We start from the raw sequence: 26,252 nt of genomic DNA on the forward strand, positions 1-26,252 counted from the left end.
CATCAGGCCGGCAGTGCCGTGCCGCAGCGCGCGCAGAACTTCGCTTCCGCCGATGCCGCGCCTGCGCCGCACGCGGTGCAGTGTTTTGCCGGCATGGCGGTCAGTGCCGTGGCCACGTGCTGTTCGTGGGCCAGCTGGGCCGCGGTGGGTTGCCCCAGCAGGTCTTCACCGGCACGCAGCGTGGCGAAGCGGGCATGGTCCTCGGCGGACCCCGGGGTGACCAGCACGCTCTGCGACTGCCCGAACTGGGCGAGGTGCACGGCGAGCGCCTTGGCCTCGCGTTCCGTGGAAAACATCGCGGTGACCTGGCGGCCCGCATCCTTGCCGAACACCACCGACTCGATGCGGGCACGCCAGACACGCAGTGTCATGGCCTCGGTGCGCACCACGTCGTTCTGCGTATTGAGGCGGCTCGTGAAGCTGTTGCCGGTGCCCACGCGCGACGTCTGCCAGTTGCCTGCCATCTCGACCCACACCAGCACCGATTCGAAGTTGAAGCGGCCCCAGAGCCGCGAGGCCGACTGGAAGCAGAACGCGGCCACGAAGGCGAGGATGCCCGCGCTGCCGATCAGCGACAGCGGGTTGCCGCGCCAGCCGGCTTGCACGTCGAAGCCACGCACGAAATGCAGCGCGATGCCCACGGCCACGCACACCAGCACCACCCCGTACAGGTCGAGCAGCAGCACGAACCGGTGGCGTGGCGTGCCCAGGGCCGCGCCGAACGTTGGCGCCTTCGTGCCCGCCACCGGCAGCGGCTGGGTTTCCTCGAACAGCTCGCCCGCGAAACTGCCCGACGGTGACGTGGCCGGCGTGAGCGGGTCGATTCGCGCGTAGCGCCGGTTCGGGATGCGCTCGGTCCATTCGGACTGCAGCAGCCGGTCCAGTTCGTCCATCAGCAGGGCGGGCGGCGCGTTCATCGAGAGGCGGCCCTGCTCGACACTCGTGCGTGTCTGCGGGGACGGGTCCACCTGCGCCAGCACCGCGGCCATCGCGAGCCCGCAGGCCACGAGGGCAGTGCCCAGCATCACGAAGGTCTGGGTGTTGAGCGAAAAGCCGCCGGTGGACGGCAGCCGCGGCGCGAGCCAGGCCACGAGCACCGGGCCCACGATGGCGGTGACAACGAGGCCCACCAGCGAGGCGGCGCTCAGGCGCGCGCGTTGCTGGGTGAGCACTGGCCGGGCGAGGAAAAAGAAGCCGAACGCGAAGTACAGGAACCCGATCCACGGCCGGGTGCTGCCCGTGCCGAACAGCACCCACGACACCAGGAAGCTGACGAGCGTGGCCGCGATGGCCGCCAGGTTGAACACGTGCCGGCGTGCCAGGTCCTGCACTTCTTGCGGCGCCGTGATCAGCGTGGGCGCCCAGTGGTACAGCAGGCCTTCCACGGCACCTTGCGGTTCAGGGTAGGTGATGCCTCCCTGGCGCAGCATCTCCTTGACCCGGTCGGCCGAGGCCGAGCCACCCACCGCGCCCGCGGGAATCTCGGGGGCGAGTGGTGCCGGCCGGCCGCGACCGAAGAAGAACCGCAGCCGCCGTGCCGCCGTGGCGGCGCACGCGAGACCCGCGACGAGCATGGCCACACCGGTCAGCAGCGGGGCGATCACGAGGCGCCAGGCCTGGTCCTGCACGGCTCCGCGTGCCCACCACAGGCCGGTGACGCCGGCCAGCACGAGCACCACGGCGCACAGCCACAGCAGGTGGTTCTGAAGCCGGTAGGGGTTGGGCAGCTCCAGCAGTTTGGATTCGGAGCTGTAGTCGTAGGCCATCGGGGCTCCAGGCAGGGCTGCGGTCAGAGGTCAGCGGTCGGTGCGGAACGGGGCGTCCGGGTCGTCGTCTTCCGGGGCGGGGGGTTTGGCGGCCAGCCGGTAGCTTTCGCTGGCCCAGGCGCCAAAGTCGTTGTTCTTGCAGCGTTCGCTGCAGAACGGGCGGAACGGGTTTTCGGCGGCGTAGACGCTGTCGCCACGGCAGCGGGGACAGGCGACGATGCGGCGCGGGATCGAAGGGACGGTCATGTGCACAAGGTGAGCTCGAAGCTCGCGTCGGCACCGGTAGGGCGCAGGCGGCCCTCGGCGTCCTGGCGCATCAGGCGCACGAGCACCATCAGGCGATGGCCGCTGATCTCCGGCACGAGCTGTTGGGAAGGGTCGATGCGCAGGCGCAGCAGCTGGTACACGCGGCCGGCCGGCAGGCTTTGCTGGTATTGGCCGCCCTGGCTCATCACCTTGTGCGGCACACCCGAGTCGCGCAGCAGCGCGAGCACGAGCTTGAGGGCTTCGGCGAGCGGCATCATGGTGCCGACCCAGCCGTTCAGGTCGGCCCGGCGGCGCGCCGGGTCGAGCTGCTGCCACGCGTAGTACGCCGGCAGGTCGAATTCGCAGGTGCCGCCGGGGATGCTGATGCGGCTGCGGATGCTCATCAGCCATTCGTTGCTGTTGAGGGACTGGCCTGCCTTGCCGGCAAGCGTGTTCAGCCCGTCGAACGCGTGGTCGATGCGGCGGATGACGCCGTCGAGTGCGTCTTCGGCGATGGCCGGGTTGCCGCGGTAGCTGTTGAACTGGGTGCGCTGGCGCTCGAGGTCTTTCAGGACGTCGGACTTCAGGTCGGCGCGCGACGAGACATCCATGATCTCGAACAGCGTGGCGAGCGCGTAGTGGTGGTCGACCGCTTCGTCTCGCGGCAGCAGCCGGCCCAGCCGGTCGAACAGGTGTTCGAGCCGGAGCATGGTGCGGATGCTTTCGTTGAAGGGGTATTCGTAGAGGACCAAGTGGTGGCTTTCTGCTCGATCAACACCGATCGCTTCAGCGCCATTGTTCCACAGGGCACCAGCGCTGCCACAACGAAGCCACCTCGGCGGCAAGCTCTTCCAGCCCGATGCCGTCGTTGAAGATCACCGCGTCGGCCGCGGCGCGGCGTGCAGCGCGGCTCGCCTGCTGTCCGATGACGGCCAGCACCGTGTCGCGCGCCCACGCGGAGCGCGCCAGCACCCGGGCCACCTGCACCTCTTCCCGGCAATCGACCACCAGCACGCGGTCCACCCGGGCCCGCCAGCGGGCCGATTCCACGAGCAGCGGCACGTCGAACACCCGGACGGCGTCGCCGGCGGCATCGGCCTGGCGGTTGCATTCGAGGCCGATGAGCGGGTGCAGGATGCCCTCGAGGCGGGCCTTGGCGGTGGGATCGGCGAACACGTGCTCGCGCATGCGGGCGCGGTCCATGGCGCCGTCGGGGGCGATGAGGTCATCGCCGAAGGCGGCGCGCAGCGGCTCGATGGCCAGGCCCCCCGGCCGCGTGAGGCTGCGCGAGATGGCGTCGGTGTCGATCAGCACCGCCCCATGGGCCACCAGCATGGCCGCCACCGTGCTCTTGCCGCTGCCGATGCCGCCCGTGAGGCCGATCTGGAGCGGGTGGGTCACCACGGGCGAGATGCTCAGTCTCTCAGCGCCAGCCGAGCCAACCTGCCACGCGTTCCGGCCCGGCCAGCATCACCACCAGGCCGCCGCCGGCCAGGAACGGGCCGAACGGCACGTACTTGCCCTCGCGGAGCCCGCCAGTGAGCTTCAGGACGATGCCCACCACGGCCCCAACGAGCGAGGCGCCGAGCACCACCGGCAACAGCATCTTGATGCCGAGCCAGGCGCCGAGGGCGGCGAGCAGCTTGAAGTCGCCGTTGCCCATGCCCATTTCGCCGCGGAGGCGCGCGTGCACGTTGGCGACGACCCAGAGCGACAGGTACCCGGCCACGGCGCCCCAGATGGCCTGCGGCAGCGGCACGGTCCACCCGAGCGTGCTGGCGATGAGGCCGGCCCAGAGCAGCGGCAGGGTCAGGTTGTCAGGCAGCAGCGTGGTGTCCCAGTCGATGCCGGCCATCGCGATCAGCATGGCGACGAACCCGCACCACACCCAGGCCACGGGTTGCTCGCCAAAGCGCCAGGCGACCGCCGCAAACAGCGCGCCGGTGGCCAGTTCGATGAGCGGGTAGCGGGGCGAGATGCGTGTCTTGCACGCCGAGCAGCGTCCGCGCAGCACGAGGTAGCTCACCACCGGGATGTTCTCGTACCACGCGATGGCGTGCCCGCAGGACGGGCACCGTGACCGTGGGCGGGAGAGGGTGACCGGCTCGGGCAGGTCGACCTTCACGTCCAGGAACTCTGCGCTCTCCGCCTTCCACTCGCGTTCGAGCCGAAGGGGGAGCCGGTAGATCACGACATTGAGGAAACTGCCGATGCACAGGCCCACCAGGGCCAGCAACCAGGTGCTGGCCGCGATGTCAGTGGGCAACCACGAAAGCCATTCCATCACGGCGGATCAGACCACGGCCCCGAGCTTGAAGATGGGCAGGTACATCGACACGACGATGCCGCCGATGATGGTGCCCAGGATCACGATGATGAACGGTTCCATCAGGCTCGACAGGCCGGCCACGGCCTCGTCCACTTCCTGCTCGTAGAACTCGGCGGCCTTGCCGAGCATGCCGTCCAGCGCACCGGATTCCTCGCCGATGGCGGTCATCTGCAGCACCATGTTCGGGAACACGCCGGTCGTCTCCATCGACGACGTGAGGCTGGCGCCAGTGGAGACGTCCTTCTGGATCTGTTCCGTGGCGTCCTTGAACACGGCGTTGCCGGAGGCGCCGCCCACCGAGTCAAGCGCTTCAACCAGCGGCACGCCAGCGGCGAACATCGTTGACAGCGTGCGTGTCCAGCGGGCCACGGCGGCTTTGTTCACGAGCGGGCCGAACACCGGCACCTTCAGGAGCAGCCGGTCCATGGAGCGCTGCATGTTCTCGGAACGCTTCCACGATTCGAAGAAGAAGTAGGTGCCACCGCCCAGGAAACCGAAGATGGCCCACCAGTACTGGGTGAACACCTTGGACATGCCGATCACGAACATGGTGGGGGCGGGCAGGTCGGCGCCGAACGACTGGAACACGTTCTCGAACACCGGGATCACGAACAGCATGATCACGACGACCACGACGAATGCGACGACCAGCACGGCCACCGGGTAGATCAGCGCCGACTTGATCTTGTTCTTCAGCGCCATCGTCTTTTCCTGGTAGATGGCCAGGCGATCGAGCAGCGTGTCGAGAATACCGGCGGCTTCGCCGGCCTCCACCAGATTGCAATACAGCGAATCGAAGTGCAGCGGGTGCTTGCGGAACGCCGACGACAGGCTGGTACCGGTTTCAACGTCGGTGCGGATGTCGATCAGCAGCTTCGTCATGCGGGGGTTCGAGCTGCCTCGGGCCACGATGTCGAACGACTGCAGCAGCGGCACGCCGGCACGCATCATGGTGGCCAGCTGGCGGGTGAAGACCGCGATGTCCTTCTGCTTGATGGCCTTGCCGCCGCTGGTGCGGCGCTTCTTCACCTTCTTGATCAGGATGCCCTGGCGGCGCAGCGTGGCGCTGACCATGGCTTCGCCACCGGCCCGGATTTCACCACGGACAACCTTGCCGTTCTTGTCCTTGCCTTCCCACTCGAAAACGAACTCTTTCTCTCTGACGGCTGCTGCTGTTGCCATGGTCTCTCCGGGAAATACAGTGTTCCCGTCCCGTTTAGGTTGTCGTTCGGTATTGTGCTGATGGATCCGGGGGTGCCGCGGCCGATCACTCGTTGGTCGCGGCGATCACCTCTTCGAGCGTGGTGAACCCGCCACGGACCTTCACGAGCCCGGACTGGCGCAGGTCGCGGATGCCTTCGCGACGGGCCTGTTCGGCGATGTCCATCGAGGTGCCCTCGGACAGGATGATGCGCTGGATCTCTTCGCTGATGGGCATCACTTGGTAAATGCCGACCCGGCCTTTGTAGCCATTCGTGCACGCGGAGCAGCCCACGGCACGGTAAGGTTTCCAGGAGCCGTCGAGATCGGCTTCCTTGTAACCGGCCTTCAGCATGGCCTCGCGGGGGTACTCGGCCGGGGCCTTGCACGATTCGCAGAGGCGGCGGGCCAGCCGCTGGGCGGTGATCAGCAGCACGCTCGACGCGATGTTGAACGGGGCCACGCCCATGTTCAGCAACCGCGTGAGGGTGGTGGGGGCGTCGTTGGTGTGCAACGTGGACATCACCATGTGGCCGGTCTGGGCGGCCTTGATGGCGATGTCGGCAGTTTCCAGGTCCCGGATTTCGCCGACCATGATGACGTCGGGATCCTGCCGCAGGAACGATTTCAGCGCGGCGGAGAACGTGAGCCCCGCCTTGTCGTTCACGTTGACCTGGTTGATGCCCGGCAAGTTGATTTCGGCCGGGTCTTCCACCGTGGAGATGTTCACCCCCGGCTGGTTCAGGATGTTCAGGCAGGTGTAGAGCGACACGGTCTTGCCGCTGCCGGTGGGGCCGGTCACGAGCACCATGCCGTACGGACGCACGATGCACTTGAGCAGGCGCTCTTTCTCGATCTTCTCGTACCCGAGGGCCTCGATGCCGAGCTTGGCGCTCGAGGAATCGAGGATCCGGATCACGATCTTCTCGCCGAACAGCGTGGGCAGCGTGCTGACCCGGAAGTCGATGGACTTGTTGCCGAACTTCAGCTTCATGCGGCCGTCTTGCGGGACCCGCTTTTCGGCGATGTCCATGCGCGAAATGACCTTGATGCGCGACGCGAGCTTGTCTTTGATGGCGATGGGCGGCTGCGTGATCTCGCGCAGTTCGCCGTCGACGCGGAAGCGCACGCGGTAGTGGTACTCGTAGGGCTCGAAGTGCAGGTCGGACGCGCGGGCGTTGATGGCGTCGATCAGCATCTTCTGCAGGAACCGCACGACCGGCGCGTCCTCGACGTCCGTGGTGACCTCTTGCGGTTCCGGGGTGTTCGAGGCTTCGTCGTTGACGTCGAACTCGAAGTCGCCGCCCACGATGTTGTCGAGCGATTCGGCCGCGGAGATGCCGGCGCTTTCCAGCACCTTGGCGAGCTTGTCGTGTTCGAGGATGACCCATTCGGGCGACAGCTGCGTGGCGAACTTGATGCGTTCGACGGCTTCCTGGTCGGTGGGGTCGGAGCCACCGATGAACAGGCGGTTGCCCCGCTTGCCGAGCACCAGCACCTGGTACTGCGTGGCCAGCTTGACGTCGATGACGTTGCGCGGCAGCCGCTGCAGGTCGACCGCGTTGATGTCCATGACCGGCATGGCCAGTGCATGGGACAGGGTGTGCGCCAGGTCGGCCGGGGTGATGGCGCCGCCGGCGATCACGGAGGAAATGAAGGAGACCTTCTTTTCCTTGGCGGACTTGACGAGGTCTTCGGCGGTCTTGGCGTTGAGCTTGCCGGCGTGTACCAGAACCCGTGCGACGCCAGACAACGACGATTGGGGGGCTTCGACAAGGGTGTCCACAGGCACGGTTTTATGTCACAAGGTGAAATGAGGGCGAATCGACTCATGATCGCCGATTCGACCAACACTGTAAACCTCGCCCACCCTCACGATTTGCCAGAAAAAGCAGCTTTCTGGCCGTGATTTCCTGCAACCAAATGCGTCCAAGTGGCTGGGCGGCCGGTGGAGGTCACCCCGACGGTACCAGGGAGGCCGCCAGCGCCTCGCGTTCGCCGGTGAACCGGTACTGCAGCGCAGGCAGGTCGTCCTCCCACTGGGCAAAGGTCCGCACCATTTCCTGGCGGTGGGTGATCGGCGGTTCGAGTTCCCGGGTGGCCGGTTCACCGCGCCAATGACCGACCTGGTCGCCGGCGATCAGGCCTTTCGGCTGGTGTGGGGGTTGTCGGCCAGGACCCCGTGGACCGCTTCGATGGCGTTCGCATCACGGTTGACGGGCATCCGAGGAATACCTCGCCACGGCGAACCGGTCCTGGTTCGCCGTGCTGCGCCAGCCGCACGTGACGATCCATGCCACACGGGCGAGGCCCGGCTCGAGCGCATGCTGCCGTTGCTCGCCTTCTTCCGGGCCCACGAGCAGGACCATCTCGCGAGCCCGGGGTGACGAGGATCAGCGCGGCGCGCCGGGGGCTTCGGCCCACGCCGCTTCCTGGTCGCCGGAGATGGCGCTTCCCACCACCTCGGCCCACACGTTCCTGAACTGGTTCGACACATACTCGGGGTGCAGGTAGCGGCTGACCACCATGTCCTCGAGGTCGAGCACGATGGGGGCTGGCATGTGGCCGCGCGCGGGCAGTTCCAGCACGGCACGCCGATAGCTGCGCATGCCGTCGCGGCCGTTCTCTTCGTCCAGGTCGAGGGCCCATCGATAGCCGTCGTGCCGCTGCACGATCAGTTCGCCCAGCAGCAGCGTCACGTCAAGCAACAGCGAGTACACCACCGCGTTGCCCGAGCGGTGGCCGCGCAGCCACACGTCGCGGTGGGCGATGGCGGGATCGTGCCACGCGGGCCAGCGGGCGTTGGCCCACTGGTGCAAGGCGTCGAGCAGCGGTTGGGGGTTGCCGCCCACGAGCGCCGGCCGGATGTCGATGCCTTCGGGGCGCAGCCAGTCGCCCAGCACCACCATGCGGTGGGCCCGGTGCCGCATCAGGTGGTCGAGGTTGTCCTGGGCCTGGGCCAAGGTCCATCGCGTCTGCGGCCCCGCGTGGGGGGCGTCGTAGGGGGGGTACACCTGCAACCGCGCATGCGCGTCGCGGGTGTCCGGGTCATGCGGGCCTGTCAGGCGCGCCAGCCATTTCAGCATCGGTGTCCGTCCGCGGGTCAGAACCAGCTTTTGACTGTATCAAAGAGGCCGCGGCGCGGCTTCGGCGCCGAGGCCGGACAGCGAAAGGGCGCGGCCGGCACGGGTGGTGCCACGGTCACTTCACCCACTGGATGGTCGAGCAGGCCGAAACCCATTGGCCGCCCGTGCCGGACAGGTCGTGCACCTTCAGGCCGTATCTGACGTCGTAGGTGGGCCAGTCCAAGTGCCCACCGGCAGCGCGCGCACGAACCGCAGTTCGCTGTCGTCCCGCGTGCCCAGCCGCGAGCCGCGGTCCTGCTGCATCCGCTTGAGCGACGCCATGGAGGCCCAGGCCAATGCCACCACGAAGGCCAGCGCGACGAAGGTGCTCAACCGCTCACGCGAGAAGCGTGTTCATGTTCTCCGGCGGCCTGCTGCTGTTCGCGGGAGCTCGTGCTGATGCTCACGCTCGGGTCGATTCCGTCACCCGCATGGTCACCCCAGGCCTCCGCCGTGCCATGCGCGTGGCGCTCACGGGCAAGATCCTGTTGAGGCGGAGCACAAGGCCGCGGCATACCGCCCGGCAGATGGTGCCGTCCCTATCTAGGGTCGACCCCGGGGATGTGTGCCGCACCGGGGCGCAAGGGGGCTTTTCGCCGTGCGCGGCACACGGCCTCGAGGTCATGGCCGTCGGCCGACAGCATGCCTTCGTACACCCCGCACGGCCACTGGATGCCGCCGTAATTGTGCAGGCCCCACGCGAGCGGTTCGGCATCGCAGATGTCGATCAGCCTCACCTGCCACGGCCCGTCGGCCTGGTTCAGGACCACCCAGAGCCGCTTGTCCATCCCGGGTGCACACGACGTGAGTTCCCAGTCGAGGGTGGCGCCGGGTGCCGGGTACAGCTCGCCTTGCAGCAGGGCCCAGCCGTCGTCGACGAACAGGGACTCCACCTTGAGCCGCACCGGCTGGCTGGCCTTGGCCGCGGCCACGGCGCGTGCGGCATCCAGGATCGCCTTGCGCTCCGCGCCCGTGGGCGCGCGCGCGGCACACGCCAGTGCCGCGAGGCTCAACAGGAGGAACGCGGCGATGCGGTGCATGGGGGAGTGCCAATGAGAAAGCCGTTGATCTGCAAGGAGGTTCCTTGCGAATCAACGGCTTGGATTGGTCGGGGTGAGAGGATTCGAACCTCCGGCCTCTACGTCCCGAACGTAGCGCTCTACCAGGCTAAGCTACACCCCGATGTTTTCGTTCTTGTGAGATCGCTCGACTGCTTCAGGAAGAGCGGTCAACCGACCGAACGCAGAATTCTATCAGAGCTTCCTTGTGAGGTGAAGGGGGAAGCATCGACAAGCTCACGCGGGCCTTCTCGGCCTCTTGGCGCGCGGCATCGCGTGTGGCGTCCAGTGCGCCGGTGCGGCTCACGATCTCGACGATCTCCGCCAGGCGCGTGACCTCGCCGTGTTCGATCGCATGGCGGATCAGCGTGCGTTCGTCGGGGGTGGCGCGTTCCATGGCCACGAGCAGCGGCAGCGTGGGCTTGCCCTCGCGCAGGTCGTCGCCCACGTTCTTGCCGAGCTGCGAGGTGGAGCCTTCGTAGTCGAGCAGGTCGTCGACCAGCTGGAACGCGGTGCCGAGCGAGCGGCCATACGACGCGCAGGCATCCTCGATCTCGGGGTTCGCGCCGGCCAGCACGGCGCCCAGCCGGGCGCTCGCCTCGAACAGCTTGGCGGTCTTGAAGCGGATCACTTTCAGGTAGTCCTCGACGGCGAGGTCGGCGTCGTGCATGTTCATCAGCTGCAGCACCTCGCCTTCGGCGATCACGTTCGTGGCGTCGGCCAGCACCTCGAGCACACGCATGCGGTTCACCGAGACCATCATCTGGAACGCGCGCGAGTAGAGGAAGTCGCCGACGAGCACGCTCGCCGCGTTGCCGAACAGCGCGTTGGCCGTCTGGCGGCCGCGGCGCAGGTCGGACTCGTCGACCACGTCGTCGTGCAGCAGCGTGGCCGTGTGGATGAACTCCACGGTGGCGGCCATCTCGTAGCGCTCACGGCCCTGGAACCCGAGCGCGTTGGCGAACAGCAGCACGAGCATGGGCCGCAGGCGCTTCCCACCTGCGCTGATGATGTAGTGCGAGATCTGGTTGATCAGGACAACTTCGGAGGCGAGCCGGAGTCGGATGACGGCATCCACCTCGCGCATCTCCGCCGCGATGAATGCGGCGTGGCCGGATGGAACTTCGGAGGGGGAGGGGGATGGCGGCTGCACGGTGGGCTCAATTGGGTATCGCAAATTATAGGAAGACCGGACGGCCTCCCGGGAGTGAGCTTCCGGGCGCCCCACGCGTTCCGTGTGGCATGGCGCGGCTGCACAAATTTCTGGCAGTTGGCCAAATCCCCGTGCTAGAATGTTCGGCTCTGCGTGTCAAGCAGGGCAGTTCCAGGGTGCCTTCGGGTGGTCTGGCGCTGATTTCACTGAAAGGCTGATATGTACGCGCTCATCAAAACCGGTGGCAAACAATACAAGGTTGTTGCCGGCGAAAAAATTAAAGTCGAACAGATTGCTGCGGACGTTGGCCAAGAGATCACGATCGACCAGGTGCTGGCTGTTGGAGCCGGTGCCGATCTGAAGGTCGGGACTCCCTTGGTAGCAGGCGCAACCGTTGTGGCCACCGTGGTGGCCCAAGGCAGGCATGACAAGGTGCGCATCTTCAAGATGCGTCGCCGCAAGCACTATCAGAAGCGGCAAGGCCACCGTCAGGCCTACACCGAACTTCAGATCAGCGCCGTCAACGCCTGAGTCTGGCCCAACCCCCGAGTTTGCAGGAGTTAAACGATGGCACAGAAAAAGGGCGGCGGTTCCACACGGAACGGCCGCGACTCTCAACCGAAGATGCTGGGCGTGAAAGCGTTCGGCGGTCAGGTCATTTCGGCCGGCTCGATCATTGTTCGTCAGCGTGGCACGCAGTTCCACCCGGGCATCAATGTCGGCATCGGCAAGGACCACACGTTGTTCGCCCTGACCGACGGCACCGTCGAGTTCGCGGTGAAGGGTTCGGCCAACCGCCGTACCGTCAACATCAAGGCCTGATGCCGGGGCTGCTTCGCAGCTTCGCATCCGCCTGATCGAACGAAGCCCCGGTCCGCCGGGGCTTTGTTTTTTTGGGGCGCGGCTCGCTTACGATGCGAGACCGAGCCCCTCAATTGAACGGATGCCCAGGGGTGTCCGTCTGGATACACCATGAAATTCGTTGACGAAGCCACGATCGATGTCGTGGCGGGCGATGGCGGCAACGGCTGCATGAGTTTTCGCCGCGAGAAGTTCCTGCCGTTCGGCGGCCCGAACGGCGGCGACGGCGGCAAGGGCGGCAGCGTGTGGGCCATGGGTGACCGCAACCTCAACACGCTGATCGACTTCCGGTACGCGCGGCGTCACGAGGCCCGCCGCGGTGAAAACGGCCGGGGTTCCGACCAGTTCGGCGCGGCCGCCGAAGACATCGTGCTGCGCATGCCGATGGGCACGATCATCACCGACGTCGAAACCGGCAACGTGATCGCCGAGCTGCTGGTGCCCGACGAGAAGATCCTGATCGCCAAGGGCGGTGACGGTGGCTTCGGCAACATGCACTTCAAGACGAGCACGAACCGCGCGCCGCGCCAGAAGACCCCCGGCTGGCCCGGCCAGTCGTTCAAGCTCAAGCTCGAGATGCGCGTGCTGGCCGACGTGGGCCTGCTCGGCATGCCCAATGCCGGCAAGTCCACCCTGATCACGGCCGTCTCGAACGCCCGCCCGAAGATCGCCGACTACCCCTTCACCACGCTGCACCCGAACCTGGGCGTGGTGCGCGTGGCGCCGGAGCAGAGCTTCGTGGTGGCCGACATCCCCGGCCTGATCGAAGGCGCGTCCGAAGGGGCCGGCCTCGGCCACCTGTTCCTGCGCCACCTGCAACGCACCCACCTGCTGCTGCACCTTGTCGACATGGCCCCGTTCGACGACAGCGTGGATCCGGTTGCGCAGGCCAAGGCCATCGTCGGCGAACTGAAGAAGTACGACGACCAGCTCTACGACAAGCCGCGCTGGCTCGTGCTGAACAAGCTCGACATGGTGCCGGAGGACGAACGCGAGAAACGCGTGAAGGACTTCGTCAAGCGCTTCAAGTGGAAGGGTCCGGTGTTCCAGATCTCGGCGCTCACGCGCGAGGGCTGCGAGGGCCTGGTCCACGCCATCTACCAGCACGTGTCCAAGTTGAAGAACGTGGTGCCGGACGATCCGGACCCGCGTTTCGATGCCCCCGCCGACAGCACTGACCCGAGGGCACTTCCCACCGCCTCCCATGACTGACGCCCTCAAGAACGCTCGACGCATCGTCGTCAAGGTCGGCTCGAGCCTCGTGACCGACGAGGGCCGTGGCGTCGATGCCGAGGCCATCGGCACGTGGTGCCGGCAGATGGCGGCGTTGGCGGGCCAGGGGCGTGAGGTGGTGATGGTGTCGAGCGGCGCCATCGCCGAGGGCATGAAGCGGTTGGGCTGGCGGTCGCGCCCGAAGGAAATCCACGAGCTGCAGGCGGCGGCCGCGGTGGGGCAGATGGGTCTGGCGCAGATCTACGAGACGCAGCTGCGTGCCTATGGCATGGGCAGTGCCCAGGTGCTGCTCACGCACGCCGACCTGGCCGACCGCGAGCGCTACCTGAACGCCCGCGCCACGCTGCTGGCGCTGCTGCGCCTGAACGTGGTGCCGGTGATCAACGAAAACGACACCGTGGTCACCGACGAAATCAAGTTCGGCGACAACGACACGCTCGGCGCGCTCGTGGCGAACCTGATCGAAGCCGACGCGCTGGTCATCCTCACGGACCAGAAGGGCCTGTACTCGGCCGACCCGCGCAAGAACCCCGACGCCCAGTTCATCCACGAAGCCCAGGCCGGCCTGCCCGAGCTGGAGCAGATGGCCGGCGGTGCGGGGTCGAGCCTCGGCCGTGGCGGCATGATCACCAAGATCCTCGCGGCCAAGCGGGCGGCACGCAGCGGGGCGTCCACGGTGATCGCCTACGGGCGCGAACCCGACGTGCTGCTGCGCCTGGCCGCTGGCGAGGCCATCGGTACCGCGCTCACTGCGTCAACGGCCAAGATGGCCGCGCGCAAGCAGTGGATGGCCGATCACCTGCAGATGCGTGGGGCGGTGGTGGTGGACGACGGGGCCGTGGCCAAGCTGCGTGATGGCGGCAAGAGCCTGCTGCCCATCGGCATGGTCGAGGTGACCGGCGACTTCGTGCGCGGCGACGTGATCGCGGTGCGCAACGCCGCGGGTGTGGAGATCGCGCGGGGCCTGTCGAACTACTCGGCCGCGGAGGCCCGGCTCATCGCGCGCCGGCCGTCGTCGGAGTTCGAACGGCTGCTCGGGTTCACCGCGGAACCCGAGATGATCCACCGCGACAACCTGATCATCACCTGAGAGCAAGAAGGACCGGCACTCAGGCCGGTTCGTCATCGCCCGGGGGCTGGCTGTCGGGGTGAACGTGCGGGGCATCCATCGGGTGGCCGTCGTGGCCGTCGTAGCCGTCGTCCCGGTGGTGCGTGCGCATGCCCGACCGCAGGTAGCGGTTGTGGTGGTTGCTGCGCGGCAGGAACCGGGCGAGTTCGGTGAGCGCCATCTGGTACACGTCGCGCTTGAACTCGATGACCCATTCGAGCGGCACCCAGTACTCGTTCCAGCGCCAGGCGTCGAACTCGGGGTGGTCGCTGGCGCGCAGGTTCATGTCGCTGTCGCGGCCCACCAGCTGCAGCAGGAACCAGATCTGCTTCTGGCCCCGGTAGTGGCCGCGGGCGTCGCGGCGGATGAAGTGGTCGGGCACCTCGTAGCGCAGCCAGTCGCGCGTGCGGGCCACGATGCGGACGTGGTCGGGCAACAGCCCCACTTCCTCGTGGAGCTCGCGGAACATCGCCTGCTCGGGCGTCTCCCCGTACTTGATCCCACCCTGGGGGAACTGCCAGGAATGGGTGCGGATGCGCTTGCCCCAGAACACCTGGTTACGGGGGTTGAGCAGGATGATGCCGACGTTGGGTCTGAACCCATCCCTGTCGAGCATAATCAACCTCGAAATCTCTAGTTGAAATCATTATTGCACCGCGATGACGGGAATCAACCCCGCAGAATCCCGCTCCGATCCAGCGTGTGCAGCCCATCCGATCCCTGACTTCCTGTTCTCCGCCTGCCCATGAAAGCGTCCCAGTTTTTCATCTCCACCCTCAAGGAAGCCCCCGCTGAAGCCGAGGTCGTCAGCCAGAAGCTGATGATGCGGGCGGGGTACATCAAGCGCCTGGGGGCGGGCATCTACAGCTACATGCCGATGGGGCTGCGCGTGATCCGCAAGGTCGAGGCCATCATCCGCGACGAGATGACCCGCGCCGGCGCCGTCGAGCTGCTGATGCCGGTGGTGCAGCCGGCCGAGCTGTGGCAGGAGTCGGGCCGCTGGGACAAGATGGGCCCCGAGATGCTGCGCGTGAAGGACCGCCACGACCGCGACTTCATCATCCAGCCCACCAGCGAGGAAGTCATCACCGACATCGCCCGCCAGGAACTGCGCAGCTACCGCCAGCTGCCGAAGAACTTCTTCCACATCCAGACCAAGTTCCGTGACGAACGCCGCCCGCGCTTCGGCGTCATGCGCGGCCGCGAGTTCACGATGAAGGATGCGTACTCGTTCGACCGCAACCCGGAAGCCGCACTGAAGAGCTACCAGGCGATGTACGACGCGTACTGCCGCATCTTCGAGCGCCTGGGCCTCACGTACCGCGCCGTGTCGGCCGACACGGGTGCCATCGGCGGCGCGCTGTCGCACGAATTCCAGGTGATCGCCGACACCGGCGAAGACGCCCTCGTCTACAACCCGCAGTCCGACTTCGCCGCCAACATCGAGCTGGCCGAGGCGGTGTCGCTGCTCGCGTCGCGGGCCGCACCGTCACAGCCGCTCACCAAGGTGCCCACGCCGGGCAAGAGCACCTGCGCCGACGTGGCCCAGCTGTTGTCGCTGCCTCTCTCGCAAACCGTGAAGTCGCTGGTGCTGGCCACCGACACCAAGACCGATTCGGGTGACACCACCGTGACGGTGTACCTGCTGCTGGTGCGGGGCGACCACGACCTGAACGAAGTGAAGGCCGGCAAGGTGCCGGGCCTGAAGCACGGCTTCCGATTTGCCACCGCGGCCGAGATCGAGCGCCACTTCGGCTGCAAGCCGGGTTACCTGGGCCCGGTGGGGCTGAATGCGGACGAGCGCGAAAAAGTTGTGGTCGTGGCCGACCGCACCGTGGCGAACATGAGCGATTTTGTCTCCGGCGCCAACGAACCCGACTTCCACATCACCGGCCTGAACTGGGGCCGTGACCTGCCTGAACCCGACCTGGTGGCCGACATCCGCAACGTCGTCGAGGGCGATCCGTCGCCCGACGGCAAGGGCACGCTGGCCATCCAGCGTGGCATCGAGGTGGGCCACGTGTTCTACCTGGGCACCGTGTACTCGAAGCCGCTGAACGCCACGTACCTCGATGAACAGGGCAAGCCGCAGCTGATGGAAATGGGCTGCTACGGCATCGGTGTCACCCGCATCCTGGGTGCCGCCATCGAGCAGAACCACGACGACCGCGGCATCATTTGGCCGGCGTCGATCGCGCCGTTCGAGCTGGTGCTGTGCCCCATCGGCTACGACCGCTCGGCCGACGTGCAGGCCGCGGCCGACACGCTGTACGGTGAACTCCAGGCCCTCGGCGTGGACGTCATCCTCGACAACCGCGGCGAACGCCCGGGTGCCATGTTCGCCGACTGGGAACTCGTGGGTGTGCCACACCGCGTGGTGCTGGGCGACCGGGGCCTGAAGGATGGCCAGGTCGAGTACCAGGGCCGGCGCGACGCGGCGGCCCAACCGGTGCCGCTCGCAGACATCGTGGCCTTCGTGAAGGCCAAGCTCGGCCGATGAACCCGGCCGGTCTTGCCGGCCCGGGGCTCACGAGGCGGCAACTTGCGTTCGGGGCCGCGGGTGCGCTGGTCTTCCCCGGGGCCGCCCATGCCGGCCGCCAGGCCGAGGAGCCCCTGGCCGATTCGGTGCGGTCGGTGCTGTCGTCTGCCATCGCCAACAACGCGCCGCCGAAGCCCAACTTCGACTCGGTCGAGGCCCGCATCACGTACCTCAAGTGGCTGGGCGAGATGAGCAACCGGCTCAAGAAGCGCAAGGCCGAGCATGTGACCCGCATCGAGTTCCTCGAGACGGTGTACTACGAGGCCAAGCGCGCAGGCCTGGAGCCTGCACTGCTGCTGGGGCTGATCCAGGTGGAGAGCGGGTTCCGCAAATACGCCATCAGCATTGCGGGGGCGCGCGGCTACACGCAGGTGATGCCGTTCTGGTCGCGCCTGATCGGCGACGGTGAACCGGCGCGGCTGTTCCACATGCAGACGAACCTGCGGTTCGGGTGCGTGATCCTGCGCCACTACCTGGACCGCGAACGCGGTGACCTGTACATGGCGCTCGGCCGCTACAACGGCAGCCGCGGCAAGCCCGAGTACCCGAACCTGGTGTTCGGCGCGCGGCGCGCCTGGGAATACAAGCCCGCCTGAAAGACCGAGAGTCTCGGGGCGCGGGTCAGAGCCCCGCCCAGGCCTTGGGTGCGGCGCTGTCCACCCCGATCAGCGCCAGCACCCGTTCCACGGTTTCGTTGACCATCTCGTCGATGGTCTGGGGCCGGTGGTAGAAGGCCGGCAGCGGCGGGAACACCACGGCACCCATCTCGGTGGCGGCGGTCATGTTGCGCAGGTGGGCCAGGTTGAACGGCGTTTCGCGCACCATCAGCACGAGGCGGCGGCGTTCCTTCAGCGTGACGTCGGCCGCGCGGCTCAGCAGGTTGTCGCAGAAGCCGTGGGCCACCGAGGCCAGCGTCTTCATCGAGCAGGGGGCCACCACCATCGCGGCCGTGGCAAACGAACCGCTCGCGATGGCGGCACCCACGTCGGACGGGTGGTAGGCCGTGTGCGCCAGGCCTTCGAGCGTCTGCCGGTCGAGGCCCAGCTCGTGGTGCACGTTGAGCACACCGGCCGGACTGACCACCAGGTGCGTTTCGCGGCCGGCAGTCCTCAGGCGTTCGAGCAGGCGCACGCCGTAGACGGCGCCCGTGGCCCCGGTGATGCCAACCACCACCCGGGCGGGCGCGTTCGACATGGGGAGGTCAGGCCGCCTTGGCGCCGAGCACTTGCTGCAGTTCGCCGGCTTCGTACATCTCCATCATGATGTCGGAGCCGCCGACGAATTCGCCGTCGACGTACAGCTGCGGGATGGTGGGCCAGTTGGCGTAGTCCTTGATGCCCTGGCGCACGTCCGGGTCCTCGAGCACGTTGAACGTCTTGAGGTCGGTCACACCGCAGGCCTTCAGGATCTGCACGGCACGGCCGGAAAAGCCGCATTGCGGGAACTGGGCGGTGCCCTTCATGAAAAGCACCACGCGGTTGCCTTTGACGAGGGTGTCGATGCGTTGCTGAACGTCGCTCATGATCGGTAGCCGGGCAAGCCGGGTCAAAACGTGTGAATCCCGCAAGGATAAGGCATCGGGCCGGCGCGAGGCGCTGGCGATGCAATTGGCCTTGGCGGATCAGAAGGCGTAGGTGAAGCCGAACTGCAGCACCGGCGACAGGCGCAGGTCGCGGACCATGTCATCGAGGTTCTGCGAGCCGCCGAGCACCTTGCCGAAACGGCCGATGTTGCCGGGGCTGAGCGACATGAGGCCCAGGTCGGCCGAGAACCCCCAACTGCCGCTCTTGCCGTAGGTGCCGCCCGTGCCGGAGTAACCGAGGCCGACGTACGGCGTGGACGTGTGTTCGTAGTTGCCGCTGTCGTAGCCGGTGTTGCGGCGGTCGATGCCGAAACCGCCGAGGTTGTTGGACGACATGCCCCACAGCGCCGACCGCCGGCCGAACATGATGCCGCTCGTGGCACGCAGGCCGCCCAGCGTGAGCTGGCTCAGCGACGGACGCAGGTAGTAGTCGCCCATGAAACTCAGGCTGCTGACCTTGAATGCGGTTTCCGACGCCTGCAGGTCGGTGCGCAGCGGGGTGGTGTCGGTGGCAAAGGCCAGGCGGCCCTGCAGGCGGCCCCAGCTGAGCGGGGCGAGGGGCGCCGAGGCGCCCGTGGTGCCCACCGTGTCGGCTCGGCTCGGCGTGACCGCACCCAGGGTGCAGAGCATGCAGAACGCGGCGGACAACAAGGTGGTGCGCATGATGGGCTCGGGGAAGTCTTCTTGTGGAGTCTGGCGCGGGGTCCGGGTAGGACCTTGGCCCCTTGAATGGAATCCTACGCCTGAAGAATCCGCCTGTGTGTCACCGAACGCATCCTTCGGCCATTCGGACGAGGGGGGGCCTTGCGGTGCGTGGAGAACACCACGGTTCGCGGTGGGGCGGTGCCTAAATACAACGCCCGCCGGTGCACCGGGGGACGCCCCCGAGGTCGTGCCGGGTGGCCACTTCGGTGAAACCGTGGTCGCGCAGCAACTCTGCCACGGCACCGGCCTGGTCGTAACCATGTTCGAGCAGCAACCAGCCGCGGGGTTCCAGGTGACCGGGGGCGCCAGCCACGATGTCGCGCAGCGCCTGCAGGCCGTCGCCTTCCGGGGTGAGCGCCAGGCGCGGCTCATGGGTCAGGTCGTCCAGGTGGTGGTCGTTCCCGGCGATGTAGGGCGGGTTGCTCACCACCACGTGGAACCGGCGCCCGGCCAGCGGCGTCCACCACGGGCCGGCGGCGAATTCGACGCCGAGGCCCAGGCGGGTGGCATTGCCCTGGGCCACGGCCAGGGCGTCCGGGCTCACGTCGGTGGCGGTGATGTGGGCGTCCACCAACGCCGCCCGCAGCGCGAGGGCGATGGCGCCGCTGCCGGTGCCGAGGTCGGCCACGCAGGGTGACCCGATCCCGGCCAGGCATTCGAGTGCCCATTCGACCAGGGTTTCGGTGTCGGGCCGCGGCACGAGCACGGCCGGCGACACCTGCAGCGTGAGCCCGCGGAATTCCTTGCGGCCCACCAGGTAGGCGAACGGTTCGCCGGCCGCGCGGCGAGTGGCCCAGGTGTCGAACCGGGCCTGGTGGTCCGCGGTGAGCGGGTCGTCGCCATGGGCGAAAAGCCAGGTGCGCGGCTGCCCGAGCACCTCGGCCAGCAGCAACTGGGCGTCGAGCCGCTCGACACCACGTGCGACGGCCGCCCGCAGGGCCTCGTCGACGGTCACGACCCGCGTCCTTCGAGTTCGGCCAGCTGCTGCGCCGCCCGTTCGGCCTGGAGCGCCGCCAGCACGTCGTCGAGCTCGCCTTCCATGACCGCCCCGAGCTTGTACAGCGTCAGGTTGATGCGGTGGTCGGTCAGGCGGCCCTGGGGGAAGTTGTAGGTGCGGATGCGGTCGCTGCGGTCGCCGCTGCCGATCAGGCCTTTGCGGGTGGCGGCTTCCTTGGCGGCGCGTTCGCTGCGGTCCTTCTCGCGCAGGCGGGCCGCCAGCACCGCGAGGGCCTTGGCCTTGTTGCGGTGTTGCGAGCGGTCGTCCTGGCACTCGGCAACGGTGCCGGTGGGCAGGTGGGTGATGCGAATGGCGCTGTCCGTCTTGTTGACGTGCTGGCCACCCGCACCACTGGCGCGGAACGTGTCGATTCGCAGGTCGGCCGGGTTGATCTGGATGTCCTCGGCTTCGTCGGCCTCGGGCATCACCGCGACCGTGCAGGCACTGGTGTGGATGCGGCCCTGCGTTTCCGTCACGGGCACCCGTTGCACGCGGTGCCCGCCCGATTCGAAGCGGAGTCTTGCGTACACGTCCTGGCCCTCGATCCGCACGACCACTTCCTTGTAGCCCCCCAGGTCGGACGTGCTTTCGGACATCAGTTCCGTGCGCCAGCCCTGGCGTTCGGCATGGCGCAGGTACATGCGCAGCAGGTCAGCCGCGAACAGCGCGGATTCGTCGCCGCCGGTGCCGGCGCGGATTTCGATGAAGGCGTTGCGGCGGTCGTCGGGGTCACGGGGAAGCAAGGCGGCCTGCAGTTCGAGGTGCAGGCGGGCCAGGTCGGCCTCGGCCGACACGATCTCCTCGCGGGCCATCTCGGCCATGTCCGGCTCGCCGAGCATCTCGCGTGCCGCGGCCAGGTCGCGTTCGCGCTGTTCGTACTGGCGGAACGTGGCAACCACCCCACCCACCTCGGCGTGTTCGCGGGTGAGTGCGCGAAAGCGCGTCATGTCGGAGACGATGGACGGGTCGGCGAGCGTGGCGTCGAGTTCGGTCAGGCGCAGGCCGAGGCGCTCGAATTGTTGGCGAAGGGCGGCTTTCATGCAGGGCTCCGGAGGCGGTGGGGCGCCGGTGCAGCGGCCGCAGTGGCGGCGGGCGCACCGGGAGGGCGTTCGGAGCGCCGCTAACGGGAGTCGTCGGCCGGGTTGCGGCTGGCGCCGCGCAGGAACAGCCGGGACACGGTCTGGGCCAGTTGCACCCGGTGGTCGCCATCGACCGCGTGCAGCTCGGCCATGGCGCCGTGCAGCATCTTCTGCGTGAGGCCACGCGACAGCGCGTCGAGCACGGACTCGATGTCCTCGCCCTTGGCGAGCAGCTTGCGGGCGCGGGCGATCTCGCCGGCGCGCCAGGCGTCGGCCTGCGCGGTGAGGGCCTGGATCAGCGGCACGGTGCCCCGCTGGCCCAGCCAGTGCACGAAACTCTGCACCCCCGCGTCGATGATGGCCTCGGCCTGCTCCACGGCGGCCTGGCGCTTCTCGCCGGCGGTCTGCACGAGGGCGGACAGGTCGTCCACGGTGTACAGGTACACGTCGGACAGGCGGGCCACCTCGGGTTCCACGTCGCGTGGCACGGCCAGGTCCACCATGAAGATGGGGCGGTGCTTGCGGCTCTTGAGCGCGCGTTCGACGGCGCCGAGCCCGATGATGGGCACGGAGCTGGCCGTGCAGGAGATGACGGCATCGAACTCGCCCAGGCGGGCGGGCAGGTCGGCCAGGCGAATGGCTTCGGCGCCCAGGCGGCCGGCGAGCTTCTCGCCGCGCTCGAGCGTGCGGTTGGCCACGGCCATGGCACGCGGCTGGCGGGCGGCGAAGTGCGTGGCCACCAGTTCGATCATCTCGCCGGCGCCCACGAACAGCACCCGGGTTTCGCGCAGGTCTTCGAACAGCTGCGATGCCAGGCGAACGGCCGCGGCGGCCATGCTGATGGAGTGCGAACCGATCTCGGTGGACGTGCGCACGTCCTTCGCGACCGCGAACGAGCGCTGGAACATCTGGTGCAGCGTGGTGCCCAGCGTGCCGGCGGTGTCGGCCTCGCGCACGGCCTGTTTCATCTGGCCGAGGATCTGCGGTTCGCCGAGCACCATGGAGTCGAGGCCGCTGGCCACGCGGAACGCGTGGCGGGCCGCGGCGCCGCCCTGCAGCACGTAGGCGTGGTCCATCAGCTGGTGCGGCGCCACGCCGCCCACGCTGGCGAGCCAGTCCACCGCGGGCTGCACCACCGCGGCTTCCGCCGCGCAGTACAGCTCGGTGCGGTTGCAGGTGGACAGCAAGGCCACCTCGGGCGCCCCCGGCACGGCCACCAGCCGCTGGCGGAATGCCTGCAGTGTGGGGGCCACTTGCTCGAGCGAGAACGCGAACCTTCCGCGCAGGTCCAGCGGGGCGGTGGTGTGGTTCAGGCCGAGGGCGAAGACGCTCATTTGCAGGATTATAAAATCGACGGCTGCCGGTCGTCCGACGACCGTCAATTTCCCCGGCGCCGCGGCGCCCGACCTCGTGAGGAATGCACTGCCATGGGCATGCTGGACGGACTGTGGCACCTGCTGAACTTCTTCGCCCCGGCGATGGCCGTGGGGGCGCTGGCGTCCGCATTGACCAAGCTGCTGTGGTGGCGCGACCTCAAGACGGTGTCGTGGCTGCGCCTGGCGGCCTGGGCCGTGGCCGTGTCGTCGGCCGTGCTGGTGGCGGGCCTCGCCTGGACGGGCCGGGACGGCAAGATGGTCACCTACGGCGCCATGGTGGTTGGCAACGCGCTCGGCCTGTGGTGGGCTGCGTTCGGCCCGAGACGGGGCTGACGCGCGACCGCTGCCCGCCGGGTGCCTCAGTCCGCCGTGACGGGGGCCACGGGTTCCGTCAGCGCCACTTCGGCGCGGAGCGAATGGGCGTAGGCGGCCGTGATCTTCACGTCGATCATCTGGCCCACGAGGCGCGGAGGGGCCTTGAAGTTGACGATGCGGTTGCACTCGGTGCGGCCCATCAGCTCCCCGGCGTCGCGGCGCGACGGCCCTTCCACGAGCAGGCGCTGCGTGCTGCCCACCATCGAGCGGCTGATGCGTTCGACGTTGTCCTCGATGCGCGCCTGCAGCACCTGCAGCCGGGCGAGCTTGGTCTCGTGCGGGGTGTCGTCTTCCAGCGAGGCGGCCGGCGTGCCCGGGCGCTTGCTGAAGATGAAACTGAACGATGCGTCGTAGCCCACGTCGTCGATGAGTTTCATCATCTTGGCGAAGTCGTCGTCGGTTTCGCCCGGGAAGCCCACGATGAAGTCGCTGGACAGCGCGAGGTTCGGGCGCACCGCCCGCAGCTTGCGGATGGTGCTTTTGTACTCGAGCGCGGTGTAGCCGCGTTTCATCGCCATCAGGATGCGGTCGCTGCCGTGCTGCACCGGCAGGTGCAGGTGGTTCACGAGCTGCGGCACCTTCGCGTAGACGTCGATCAGGCGTTGCGTGAACTCGTTCGGGTGGCTCGTGGTGTAGCGGATGCGTTGGATGCCGGGGATCTCGGCCACGTACTCGATCAGCAGTGCGAAGTCGGCGATCTCGGCCGTGCCGCCCATGGGGCCGCGGTACGCGTTGACGTTCTGGCCCAGCAGCGTGATTTCCTTGACCCCCTGGTCGGCCAGGCCGGCCACCTCGACGAGCACGTCGTCGAACGGGCGTGACACTTCCTCGCCGCGGGTGTAGGGCACCACGCAGTAGCTGCAGTACTTCGAGCAGCCTTCCATGATGGACACGAAGGCGCTGGCGCCCTCCACCCGGGCGGGCGGCAGGTGGTCGAACTTCTCGATCTCGGGGAAGCTGATGTCGACCTGCGGGCGGCGCTGCGCCTGGCGTTTCGCCAGCAGTTCGGGCAGGCGGTGCAGCGTCTGCGGTCCGAACACCACGTCCACGTAGGGGGCACGTTCGATGATGGCGGCGCCTTCCTGGCTGGCCACGCAACCGCCCACGCCGATCAGCACGCCCTTGGCCTTCAGGTGCTTGACCCGGCCCAGGTCGCTGAACACCTTCTCCTGCGCCTTCTCGCGCACCGAGCAGGTGTTGAAAAGGATCAGGTCGGCCTGTTCGGGGTCGTTCGTGGGCTCGTAGCCCTCGGCGGCGCGCATGACGTCGGACATCTTGTCCGAGTCGTATTCGTTCATCTGGCACCCGAAGGTCTTGATGAACACCTTCTTCGTGACGGTCGTGTCCATGGTGTCGCTCACGGCTTGGTCCAGGTCTGCGCAGCCGGATCGAAGGCCCACGCCTGCGCCTGCGCGGTGGTGACGGGCCACGGGCGCATCTTCACTTCCTCCGGGCGGAGGATCCAGACGTTGTGCACCTGGCCCGACGCGTCGATCGTGTAGTTGACGACCACCTTCAGGTTGATCAGCTGGCCGGTCATCACGACCATGTTGTTGCCGTCGCGCACGCGCGCACCGGGCGACAGCTGGGTGACCTGGCCGTTCAGCGCCACCACGGGCGGCTGGCCGAACGTGATCGTGCCGCGCAGGGCATTCTGGGGAAACGGGCGCTGGACCTGGGCGAGGGCAGGGGCGGCGATGGTGGCGGCGGCCACCACGGCGATGAGACAGCGGTACATGGTATGCGTCCAGTGGCTGTGGAAACGAACAGGGGAGGGGTGCCGAACGGCAATCCGACAGTGTACGCGGCAGGGCGGGGTCAGTGGTGACGCCCCCGTGCCCACCGCCTGCCCGGATGGGCGCTTTTCACGGTTCGCAGGCCTGCACAAGCCCCGCAAACGGGGCATTCACCAATCGGGCAGGTTCGGGCGCCGGATGGTAGAATCCATACATCGCAACGACCCTTCCACGGCGCCCCGCGCCCCTCCGTGAAGCCTGGTCTCTGGCAGCAGAGCCGGTCGTCGTTGCCTGCCTCGCGTGCGAGGGCGCCAACCCGGTGCGCCATCCTGCTCGCACGTTCCACCCGTCACTCGCGCTGCTGCTGTGTGTCGGGGCTTCTCTTTCTCCCGCCGGCTTTCGCCGGCACCGGCCTCGCCGGGTCGCTCCGACCCTGCCCGGCCGTCCGATCCCTCTTTGAAGAAAGTGTCCATGGCCAAGGAAGAACTGATCGAAATGCACGGCAAGGTCGACGACGTGCTGCCGGACTCCCGGTTCCGCGTCACCCTCGAAAACGGCCACACGCTCGTGGCCTACACCGCGGGCAAGATGCGCAAGCACCACATCCGCATTCTCGCGGGTGACCGCGTGTCGCTGGAACTGTCCCCGTACGACCTGACCAAGGGTCGCATCACGTTCCGGCACATCGAGGGCCGCGGCCCCGGTCCGCGCAGCAGCTGATCCCTGCGGTATCGTCCCGGCTCCACGAATGGGGCAGGGATGGACAAACACACCTCGGCGGCCCGAACCGCCTTCAGACGACGGGCCGCTTGGCTGGCTGTGCTGTGTGCGCTGGCGAGTGCCAGCGCCATCACTGCGCGCTGGTGGCCTGAAGCGCCGCTCCCCACCTTGCAATGGCTGATGGGCCTGTCGATCCATTGGCAGTGGCTCTACCTGTGCCTGGGTGGTGCCGCGTCCGTGGCGTGGGCGGCTCTCGGCGGTCGCGCCGCCTGGTTGGCGCTGTTGGTGTTGGTGGCGGCATGGTGGACCCACGCCCCCTCGGCCCCTCCTGCCGCTGAAGCGGCCCGCGGGGCCCCGGTGCTGCGCATCGGCACAGCCAACCTCCAGATCGGCAACCCCGACCTCTCCCGCCTGCAGCAATGGCTGCTGGACCCCGCGTCGCCCGACGTGGTGATGCTCCAGGAATTCGGCGACGACGCGGCGCGCCTGGTGGCCCACGGGCCCGTGCGGGCGCGTTACCCGCACCAGGTTCTGGCGCCAGCGCCCGACCCGTTCGGCATCGCGCTGCTGTCACGCCATCCCTTCACCGCCACCGACACCGTCACCACGCCTGCAGACCCGCGGCGCACGCCTCACCTGCGCGCGACGCTGTCGTGGCAGGGGCGTGCCGTGGCCGTCTCCGCCGTGCACCCGATGCCCCCGCTCGACCGCGCCTACGCGCTCGTTCGTGATGCCACGTTGCGTGACGAGGCCCGCTGGCTCGCCGGCGCCGCACCGCTCGGGGTGCTGGCCGGCGACCTCAACGACACACCCTGGTCCACGGGGCTGCGCGGCGTGGCACCCGCGTTGCAGCGGGCGTCGGGCCTGGCCCCCACGTGGCCCAACCTGGGCGGGTGGCTGTCACTGCTGCCGCTGGACCATGTGCTTGTCAGTGCCGGATGGCTTCGGGTGGCGTCGGCGGTCGGGCCCGACCTCGGGTCGGACCACCGGCCGGTGATGGTGGACGTGACACCCGCGCCATGACTCAGGGAAGCGTGCCGCCCAGGGGCGGGCGTCCCCTGACG

At 67.9% G+C, this 26,252-nt stretch carries 29 protein-coding genes and 1 tRNA gene; 9 read left to right on the plus strand and 21 right to left on the minus strand.

The genetic code is table 11. From position 1 onward, the window contains the following. Positions 1-2: 2 nt before the first annotated feature. The 12 genes from ASC87_RS08745 to ispB form a co-directional block, all read right to left on the minus strand. Positions 3-1,766: a zinc ribbon domain-containing protein gene (locus ASC87_RS08745; protein WP_056659664.1), complete on the minus strand. Its 1,764-nt coding sequence runs from the start codon at positions 1,764-1,766 to the stop codon at positions 3-5. Between the two features lie 30 nt (positions 1,767-1,796). Further along, entirely contained in the window at positions 1,797-2,012 is a 216-nt protein-coding gene (locus tag ASC87_RS08750; RefSeq protein WP_056659666.1) for a DNA gyrase inhibitor YacG, read from the minus strand. Next, complete coding sequence (gene zapD, locus ASC87_RS08755; RefSeq protein ID WP_056659668.1) at positions 2,009-2,764, minus strand: cell division protein ZapD; 756 nt, start codon at positions 2,762-2,764, stop codon at positions 2,009-2,011. Before zapD ends, ASC87_RS08750 begins: the two co-directional genes overlap by 4 nt. A 34-nt stretch (positions 2,765-2,798) precedes the next feature. After that, entirely contained in the window at positions 2,799-3,416 is a 618-nt protein-coding gene (gene coaE / locus ASC87_RS08760) for a dephospho-CoA kinase (RefSeq protein WP_157603921.1), read from the minus strand. A 19-nt stretch (positions 3,417-3,435) separates the two neighbouring features. After that, positions 3,436-4,296 (minus strand): A24 family peptidase, encoded by an 861-nt coding sequence (locus tag ASC87_RS08765; RefSeq protein WP_056659670.1) that lies wholly within the window; start codon positions 4,294-4,296, stop codon positions 3,436-3,438. Positions 4,297-4,305: 9 nt separating this feature from the next. Further along, positions 4,306-5,523 (minus strand): type II secretion system F family protein, encoded by a 1,218-nt coding sequence (locus tag ASC87_RS08770; protein WP_056659672.1) that lies wholly within the window; start codon positions 5,521-5,523, stop codon positions 4,306-4,308. Positions 5,524-5,608: 85 nt separating this feature from the next. Next, complete coding sequence (pilB, locus tag ASC87_RS08775) at positions 5,609-7,333, minus strand: type IV-A pilus assembly ATPase PilB (protein WP_056659674.1); 1,725 nt, start codon at positions 7,331-7,333, stop codon at positions 5,609-5,611. 415 nt (positions 7,334-7,748) lie between these two features. Continuing rightward, complete coding sequence (locus ASC87_RS31705) at positions 7,749-7,910, minus strand: hypothetical protein (RefSeq protein ID WP_157603922.1); 162 nt, start codon at positions 7,908-7,910, stop codon at positions 7,749-7,751. A gap of 24 nt (positions 7,911-7,934) precedes the next feature. Beyond that, on the minus strand, positions 7,935-8,627 hold the full coding sequence (locus tag ASC87_RS08780; RefSeq protein WP_056659676.1) for a hypothetical protein: 693 nt from the start codon (positions 8,625-8,627) through the stop codon (positions 7,935-7,937). A 578-nt stretch (positions 8,628-9,205) separates the two neighbouring features. Continuing rightward, on the minus strand, positions 9,206-9,706 hold the full coding sequence (locus ASC87_RS08790; protein WP_056659680.1) for a hypothetical protein: 501 nt from the start codon (positions 9,704-9,706) through the stop codon (positions 9,206-9,208). 65 nt (positions 9,707-9,771) lie between these two features. Beyond that, positions 9,772-9,848: transfer RNA gene (locus ASC87_RS08795), tRNA-Pro, on the minus strand. A 33-nt stretch (positions 9,849-9,881) separates the two neighbouring features. Beyond that, entirely contained in the window at positions 9,882-10,811 is a 930-nt protein-coding gene (gene ispB / locus ASC87_RS08800) for an octaprenyl diphosphate synthase (RefSeq protein WP_056659682.1), read from the minus strand. Positions 10,812-11,096: 285 nt separating this feature from the next. Between ispB and rplU the strand changes: the two genes are divergently transcribed. The 4 genes from rplU to proB all read left to right on the plus strand — a co-directional run bounded on the left by rplU (position 11,097) and on the right by proB (position 14,061). Next, positions 11,097-11,408, plus strand: a complete 312-nt coding sequence (gene rplU, locus ASC87_RS08805) for a 50S ribosomal protein L21 (RefSeq protein ID WP_056659684.1) — start codon at positions 11,097-11,099, stop codon at positions 11,406-11,408. Positions 11,409-11,444: 36 nt separating this feature from the next. Continuing rightward, entirely contained in the window at positions 11,445-11,699 is a 255-nt protein-coding gene (rpmA, locus tag ASC87_RS08810; RefSeq protein WP_056659685.1) for a 50S ribosomal protein L27, read from the plus strand. Between the two features lie 150 nt (positions 11,700-11,849). Then, the gene (cgtA, locus tag ASC87_RS08815; RefSeq protein ID WP_056659687.1) at positions 11,850-12,950 is read left to right on the plus strand and encodes an Obg family GTPase CgtA; all 1,101 of its coding nucleotides are present in this window, start codon (positions 11,850-11,852) and stop codon (positions 12,948-12,950) included. Beyond that, positions 12,943-14,061 carry a glutamate 5-kinase gene (gene proB, locus ASC87_RS08820; RefSeq protein ID WP_056659689.1) on the plus strand — a complete coding sequence of 373 codons (1,119 nt, stop codon included), beginning with the start codon at positions 12,943-12,945 and terminating at the stop codon, positions 14,059-14,061. The genes cgtA and proB overlap by 8 nt, the downstream gene beginning before the upstream one ends. A 19-nt stretch (positions 14,062-14,080) precedes the next feature. Here the strand turns inward: proB and ASC87_RS08825 are convergent, their stop codons facing one another. Further along, positions 14,081-14,695 carry an RNA pyrophosphohydrolase gene (locus ASC87_RS08825; protein ID WP_056659691.1) on the minus strand — a complete coding sequence of 205 codons (615 nt, stop codon included), beginning with the start codon at positions 14,693-14,695 and terminating at the stop codon, positions 14,081-14,083. A gap of 129 nt (positions 14,696-14,824) precedes the next feature. Here ASC87_RS08825 and ASC87_RS08830 point away from each other — a divergent pair, with 129 nt between their 5' ends. After that, a complete protein-coding gene (locus ASC87_RS08830) occupies positions 14,825-16,579 on the plus strand; it encodes a proline--tRNA ligase (protein WP_056659694.1) in 1,755 nt (584 codons plus the stop codon). Then, entirely contained in the window at positions 16,576-17,214 is a 639-nt protein-coding gene (locus tag ASC87_RS08835) for a lytic transglycosylase domain-containing protein (protein ID WP_056659695.1), read from the plus strand. The genes ASC87_RS08830 and ASC87_RS08835 overlap by 4 nt, the downstream gene beginning before the upstream one ends. A gap of 25 nt (positions 17,215-17,239) precedes the next feature. On the opposite strand, the gene ASC87_RS08840 is transcribed toward ASC87_RS08835, so the two are convergent. The 6 genes from ASC87_RS08840 to hemA all read right to left on the minus strand — a co-directional run bounded on the left by ASC87_RS08840 (position 17,240) and on the right by hemA (position 22,315). After that, positions 17,240-17,812, minus strand: coding sequence for a UbiX family flavin prenyltransferase (locus ASC87_RS08840; RefSeq protein ID WP_056659697.1), 573 nt, complete (start codon positions 17,810-17,812; stop codon positions 17,240-17,242). A gap of 7 nt (positions 17,813-17,819) precedes the next feature. After that, the gene (grxD, locus tag ASC87_RS08845; RefSeq protein ID WP_056659699.1) at positions 17,820-18,140 is read right to left on the minus strand and encodes a Grx4 family monothiol glutaredoxin; all 321 of its coding nucleotides are present in this window, start codon (positions 18,138-18,140) and stop codon (positions 17,820-17,822) included. Between the two features lie 99 nt (positions 18,141-18,239). After that, positions 18,240-18,863: a hypothetical protein gene (locus ASC87_RS08850; protein ID WP_056659701.1), complete on the minus strand. Its 624-nt coding sequence runs from the start codon at positions 18,861-18,863 to the stop codon at positions 18,240-18,242. A gap of 184 nt (positions 18,864-19,047) precedes the next feature. Beyond that, complete coding sequence (gene prmC, locus ASC87_RS08855) at positions 19,048-19,860, minus strand: peptide chain release factor N(5)-glutamine methyltransferase (protein ID WP_056659704.1); 813 nt, start codon at positions 19,858-19,860, stop codon at positions 19,048-19,050. Further along, positions 19,857-20,942, minus strand: a complete 1,086-nt coding sequence (gene prfA / locus ASC87_RS08860; protein ID WP_056659706.1) for a peptide chain release factor 1 — start codon at positions 20,940-20,942, stop codon at positions 19,857-19,859. Before prfA ends, prmC begins: the two co-directional genes overlap by 4 nt. An 80-nt stretch (positions 20,943-21,022) precedes the next feature. Further along, positions 21,023-22,315, minus strand: a complete 1,293-nt coding sequence (gene hemA, locus ASC87_RS08865; protein ID WP_056659709.1) for a glutamyl-tRNA reductase — start codon at positions 22,313-22,315, stop codon at positions 21,023-21,025. Positions 22,316-22,408: 93 nt separating this feature from the next. Here hemA and ASC87_RS08870 point away from each other — a divergent pair, with 93 nt between their 5' ends. Then, complete coding sequence (locus ASC87_RS08870) at positions 22,409-22,690, plus strand: hypothetical protein (RefSeq protein WP_056659711.1); 282 nt, start codon at positions 22,409-22,411, stop codon at positions 22,688-22,690. Positions 22,691-22,716: 26 nt separating this feature from the next. Here ASC87_RS08870 and miaB read toward each other — a convergent pair whose 3' ends face one another. Further along, positions 22,717-24,081, minus strand: a complete 1,365-nt coding sequence (gene miaB / locus ASC87_RS08875; RefSeq protein WP_056659852.1) for a tRNA (N6-isopentenyl adenosine(37)-C2)-methylthiotransferase MiaB — start codon at positions 24,079-24,081, stop codon at positions 22,717-22,719. An 8-nt stretch (positions 24,082-24,089) separates the two neighbouring features. Beyond that, entirely contained in the window at positions 24,090-24,470 is a 381-nt protein-coding gene (locus ASC87_RS08880; protein ID WP_056659713.1) for a hypothetical protein, read from the minus strand. Between the two features lie 469 nt (positions 24,471-24,939). Between ASC87_RS08880 and infA the strand changes: the two genes are divergently transcribed. Both infA and ASC87_RS08890 read left to right on the plus strand, forming a co-directional pair. Next, a complete protein-coding gene (gene infA / locus ASC87_RS08885; protein WP_056659715.1) occupies positions 24,940-25,188 on the plus strand; it encodes a translation initiation factor IF-1 in 249 nt (82 codons plus the stop codon). A gap of 39 nt (positions 25,189-25,227) precedes the next feature. Continuing rightward, positions 25,228-26,211: an endonuclease/exonuclease/phosphatase family protein gene (locus tag ASC87_RS08890; RefSeq protein WP_056659717.1), complete on the plus strand. Its 984-nt coding sequence runs from the start codon at positions 25,228-25,230 to the stop codon at positions 26,209-26,211. Positions 26,212-26,252 lie beyond the last annotated feature (41 nt).

It is taken from the genome of Rhizobacter sp. Root1221, assembly GCF_001425785.1.
Lineage (GTDB): Bacteria > Pseudomonadota > Gammaproteobacteria > Burkholderiales > Burkholderiaceae_C > Rhizobacter.

Coding starts and splice junctions, on each gene's coding strand:
- proB (WP_056659689.1), top strand. CDS start 12,943: ATGACTGACGCCCTCAAGAACGCTCGACGCATCGTCGTCAAGGTCGGC.
- ASC87_RS08770 (WP_056659672.1), bottom strand. CDS start 5,523: ATGGCAACAGCAGCAGCCGTCAGAGAGAAAGAGTTCGTTTTCGAGTGG.
- ASC87_RS08880 (WP_056659713.1), bottom strand. CDS start 24,470: ATGTACCGCTGTCTCATCGCCGTGGTGGCCGCCGCCACCATCGCCGCC.
- ASC87_RS08890 (WP_056659717.1), top strand. CDS start 25,228: ATGGACAAACACACCTCGGCGGCCCGAACCGCCTTCAGACGACGGGCC.
- ASC87_RS08840 (WP_056659697.1), bottom strand. CDS start 17,812: ATGTCGAACGCGCCCGCCCGGGTGGTGGTTGGCATCACCGGGGCCACG.
- ASC87_RS08780 (WP_056659676.1), bottom strand. CDS start 8,627: ATGCTGAAATGGCTGGCGCGCCTGACAGGCCCGCATGACCCGGACACC.
- ASC87_RS08850 (WP_056659701.1), bottom strand. CDS start 18,863: ATGCGCACCACCTTGTTGTCCGCCGCGTTCTGCATGCTCTGCACCCTG.
- ASC87_RS08750 (WP_056659666.1), bottom strand. CDS start 2,012: ATGACCGTCCCTTCGATCCCGCGCCGCATCGTCGCCTGTCCCCGCTGC.
- ASC87_RS08745 (WP_056659664.1), bottom strand. CDS start 1,766: ATGGCCTACGACTACAGCTCCGAATCCAAACTGCTGGAGCTGCCCAAC.
- ASC87_RS08835 (WP_056659695.1), top strand. CDS start 16,576: ATGAACCCGGCCGGTCTTGCCGGCCCGGGGCTCACGAGGCGGCAACTT.
- hemA (WP_056659709.1), bottom strand. CDS start 22,315: ATGAGCGTCTTCGCCCTCGGCCTGAACCACACCACCGCCCCGCTGGAC.
- miaB (WP_056659852.1), bottom strand. CDS start 24,081: ATGGACACGACCGTCACGAAGAAGGTGTTCATCAAGACCTTCGGGTGC.
- ASC87_RS08765 (WP_056659670.1), bottom strand. CDS start 4,296: ATGGAATGGCTTTCGTGGTTGCCCACTGACATCGCGGCCAGCACCTGG.
- grxD (WP_056659699.1), bottom strand. CDS start 18,140: ATGAGCGACGTTCAGCAACGCATCGACACCCTCGTCAAAGGCAACCGC.
- rpmA (WP_056659685.1), top strand. CDS start 11,445: ATGGCACAGAAAAAGGGCGGCGGTTCCACACGGAACGGCCGCGACTCT.
- ASC87_RS08825 (WP_056659691.1), bottom strand. CDS start 14,695: ATGCTCGACAGGGATGGGTTCAGACCCAACGTCGGCATCATCCTGCTC.
- ASC87_RS08830 (WP_056659694.1), top strand. CDS start 14,825: ATGAAAGCGTCCCAGTTTTTCATCTCCACCCTCAAGGAAGCCCCCGCT.
- ASC87_RS31705 (WP_157603922.1), bottom strand. CDS start 7,910: ATGGTCCTGCTCGTGGGCCCGGAAGAAGGCGAGCAACGGCAGCATGCG.
- ASC87_RS08870 (WP_056659711.1), top strand. CDS start 22,409: ATGGGCATGCTGGACGGACTGTGGCACCTGCTGAACTTCTTCGCCCCG.
- ASC87_RS08790 (WP_056659680.1), bottom strand. CDS start 9,706: ATGCACCGCATCGCCGCGTTCCTCCTGTTGAGCCTCGCGGCACTGGCG.
- ispB (WP_056659682.1), bottom strand. CDS start 10,811: ATGCGCGAGGTGGATGCCGTCATCCGACTCCGGCTCGCCTCCGAAGTT.
- rplU (WP_056659684.1), top strand. CDS start 11,097: ATGTACGCGCTCATCAAAACCGGTGGCAAACAATACAAGGTTGTTGCC.
- infA (WP_056659715.1), top strand. CDS start 24,940: ATGGCCAAGGAAGAACTGATCGAAATGCACGGCAAGGTCGACGACGTG.
- prfA (WP_056659706.1), bottom strand. CDS start 20,942: ATGAAAGCCGCCCTTCGCCAACAATTCGAGCGCCTCGGCCTGCGCCTG.
- cgtA (WP_056659687.1), top strand. CDS start 11,850: ATGAAATTCGTTGACGAAGCCACGATCGATGTCGTGGCGGGCGATGGC.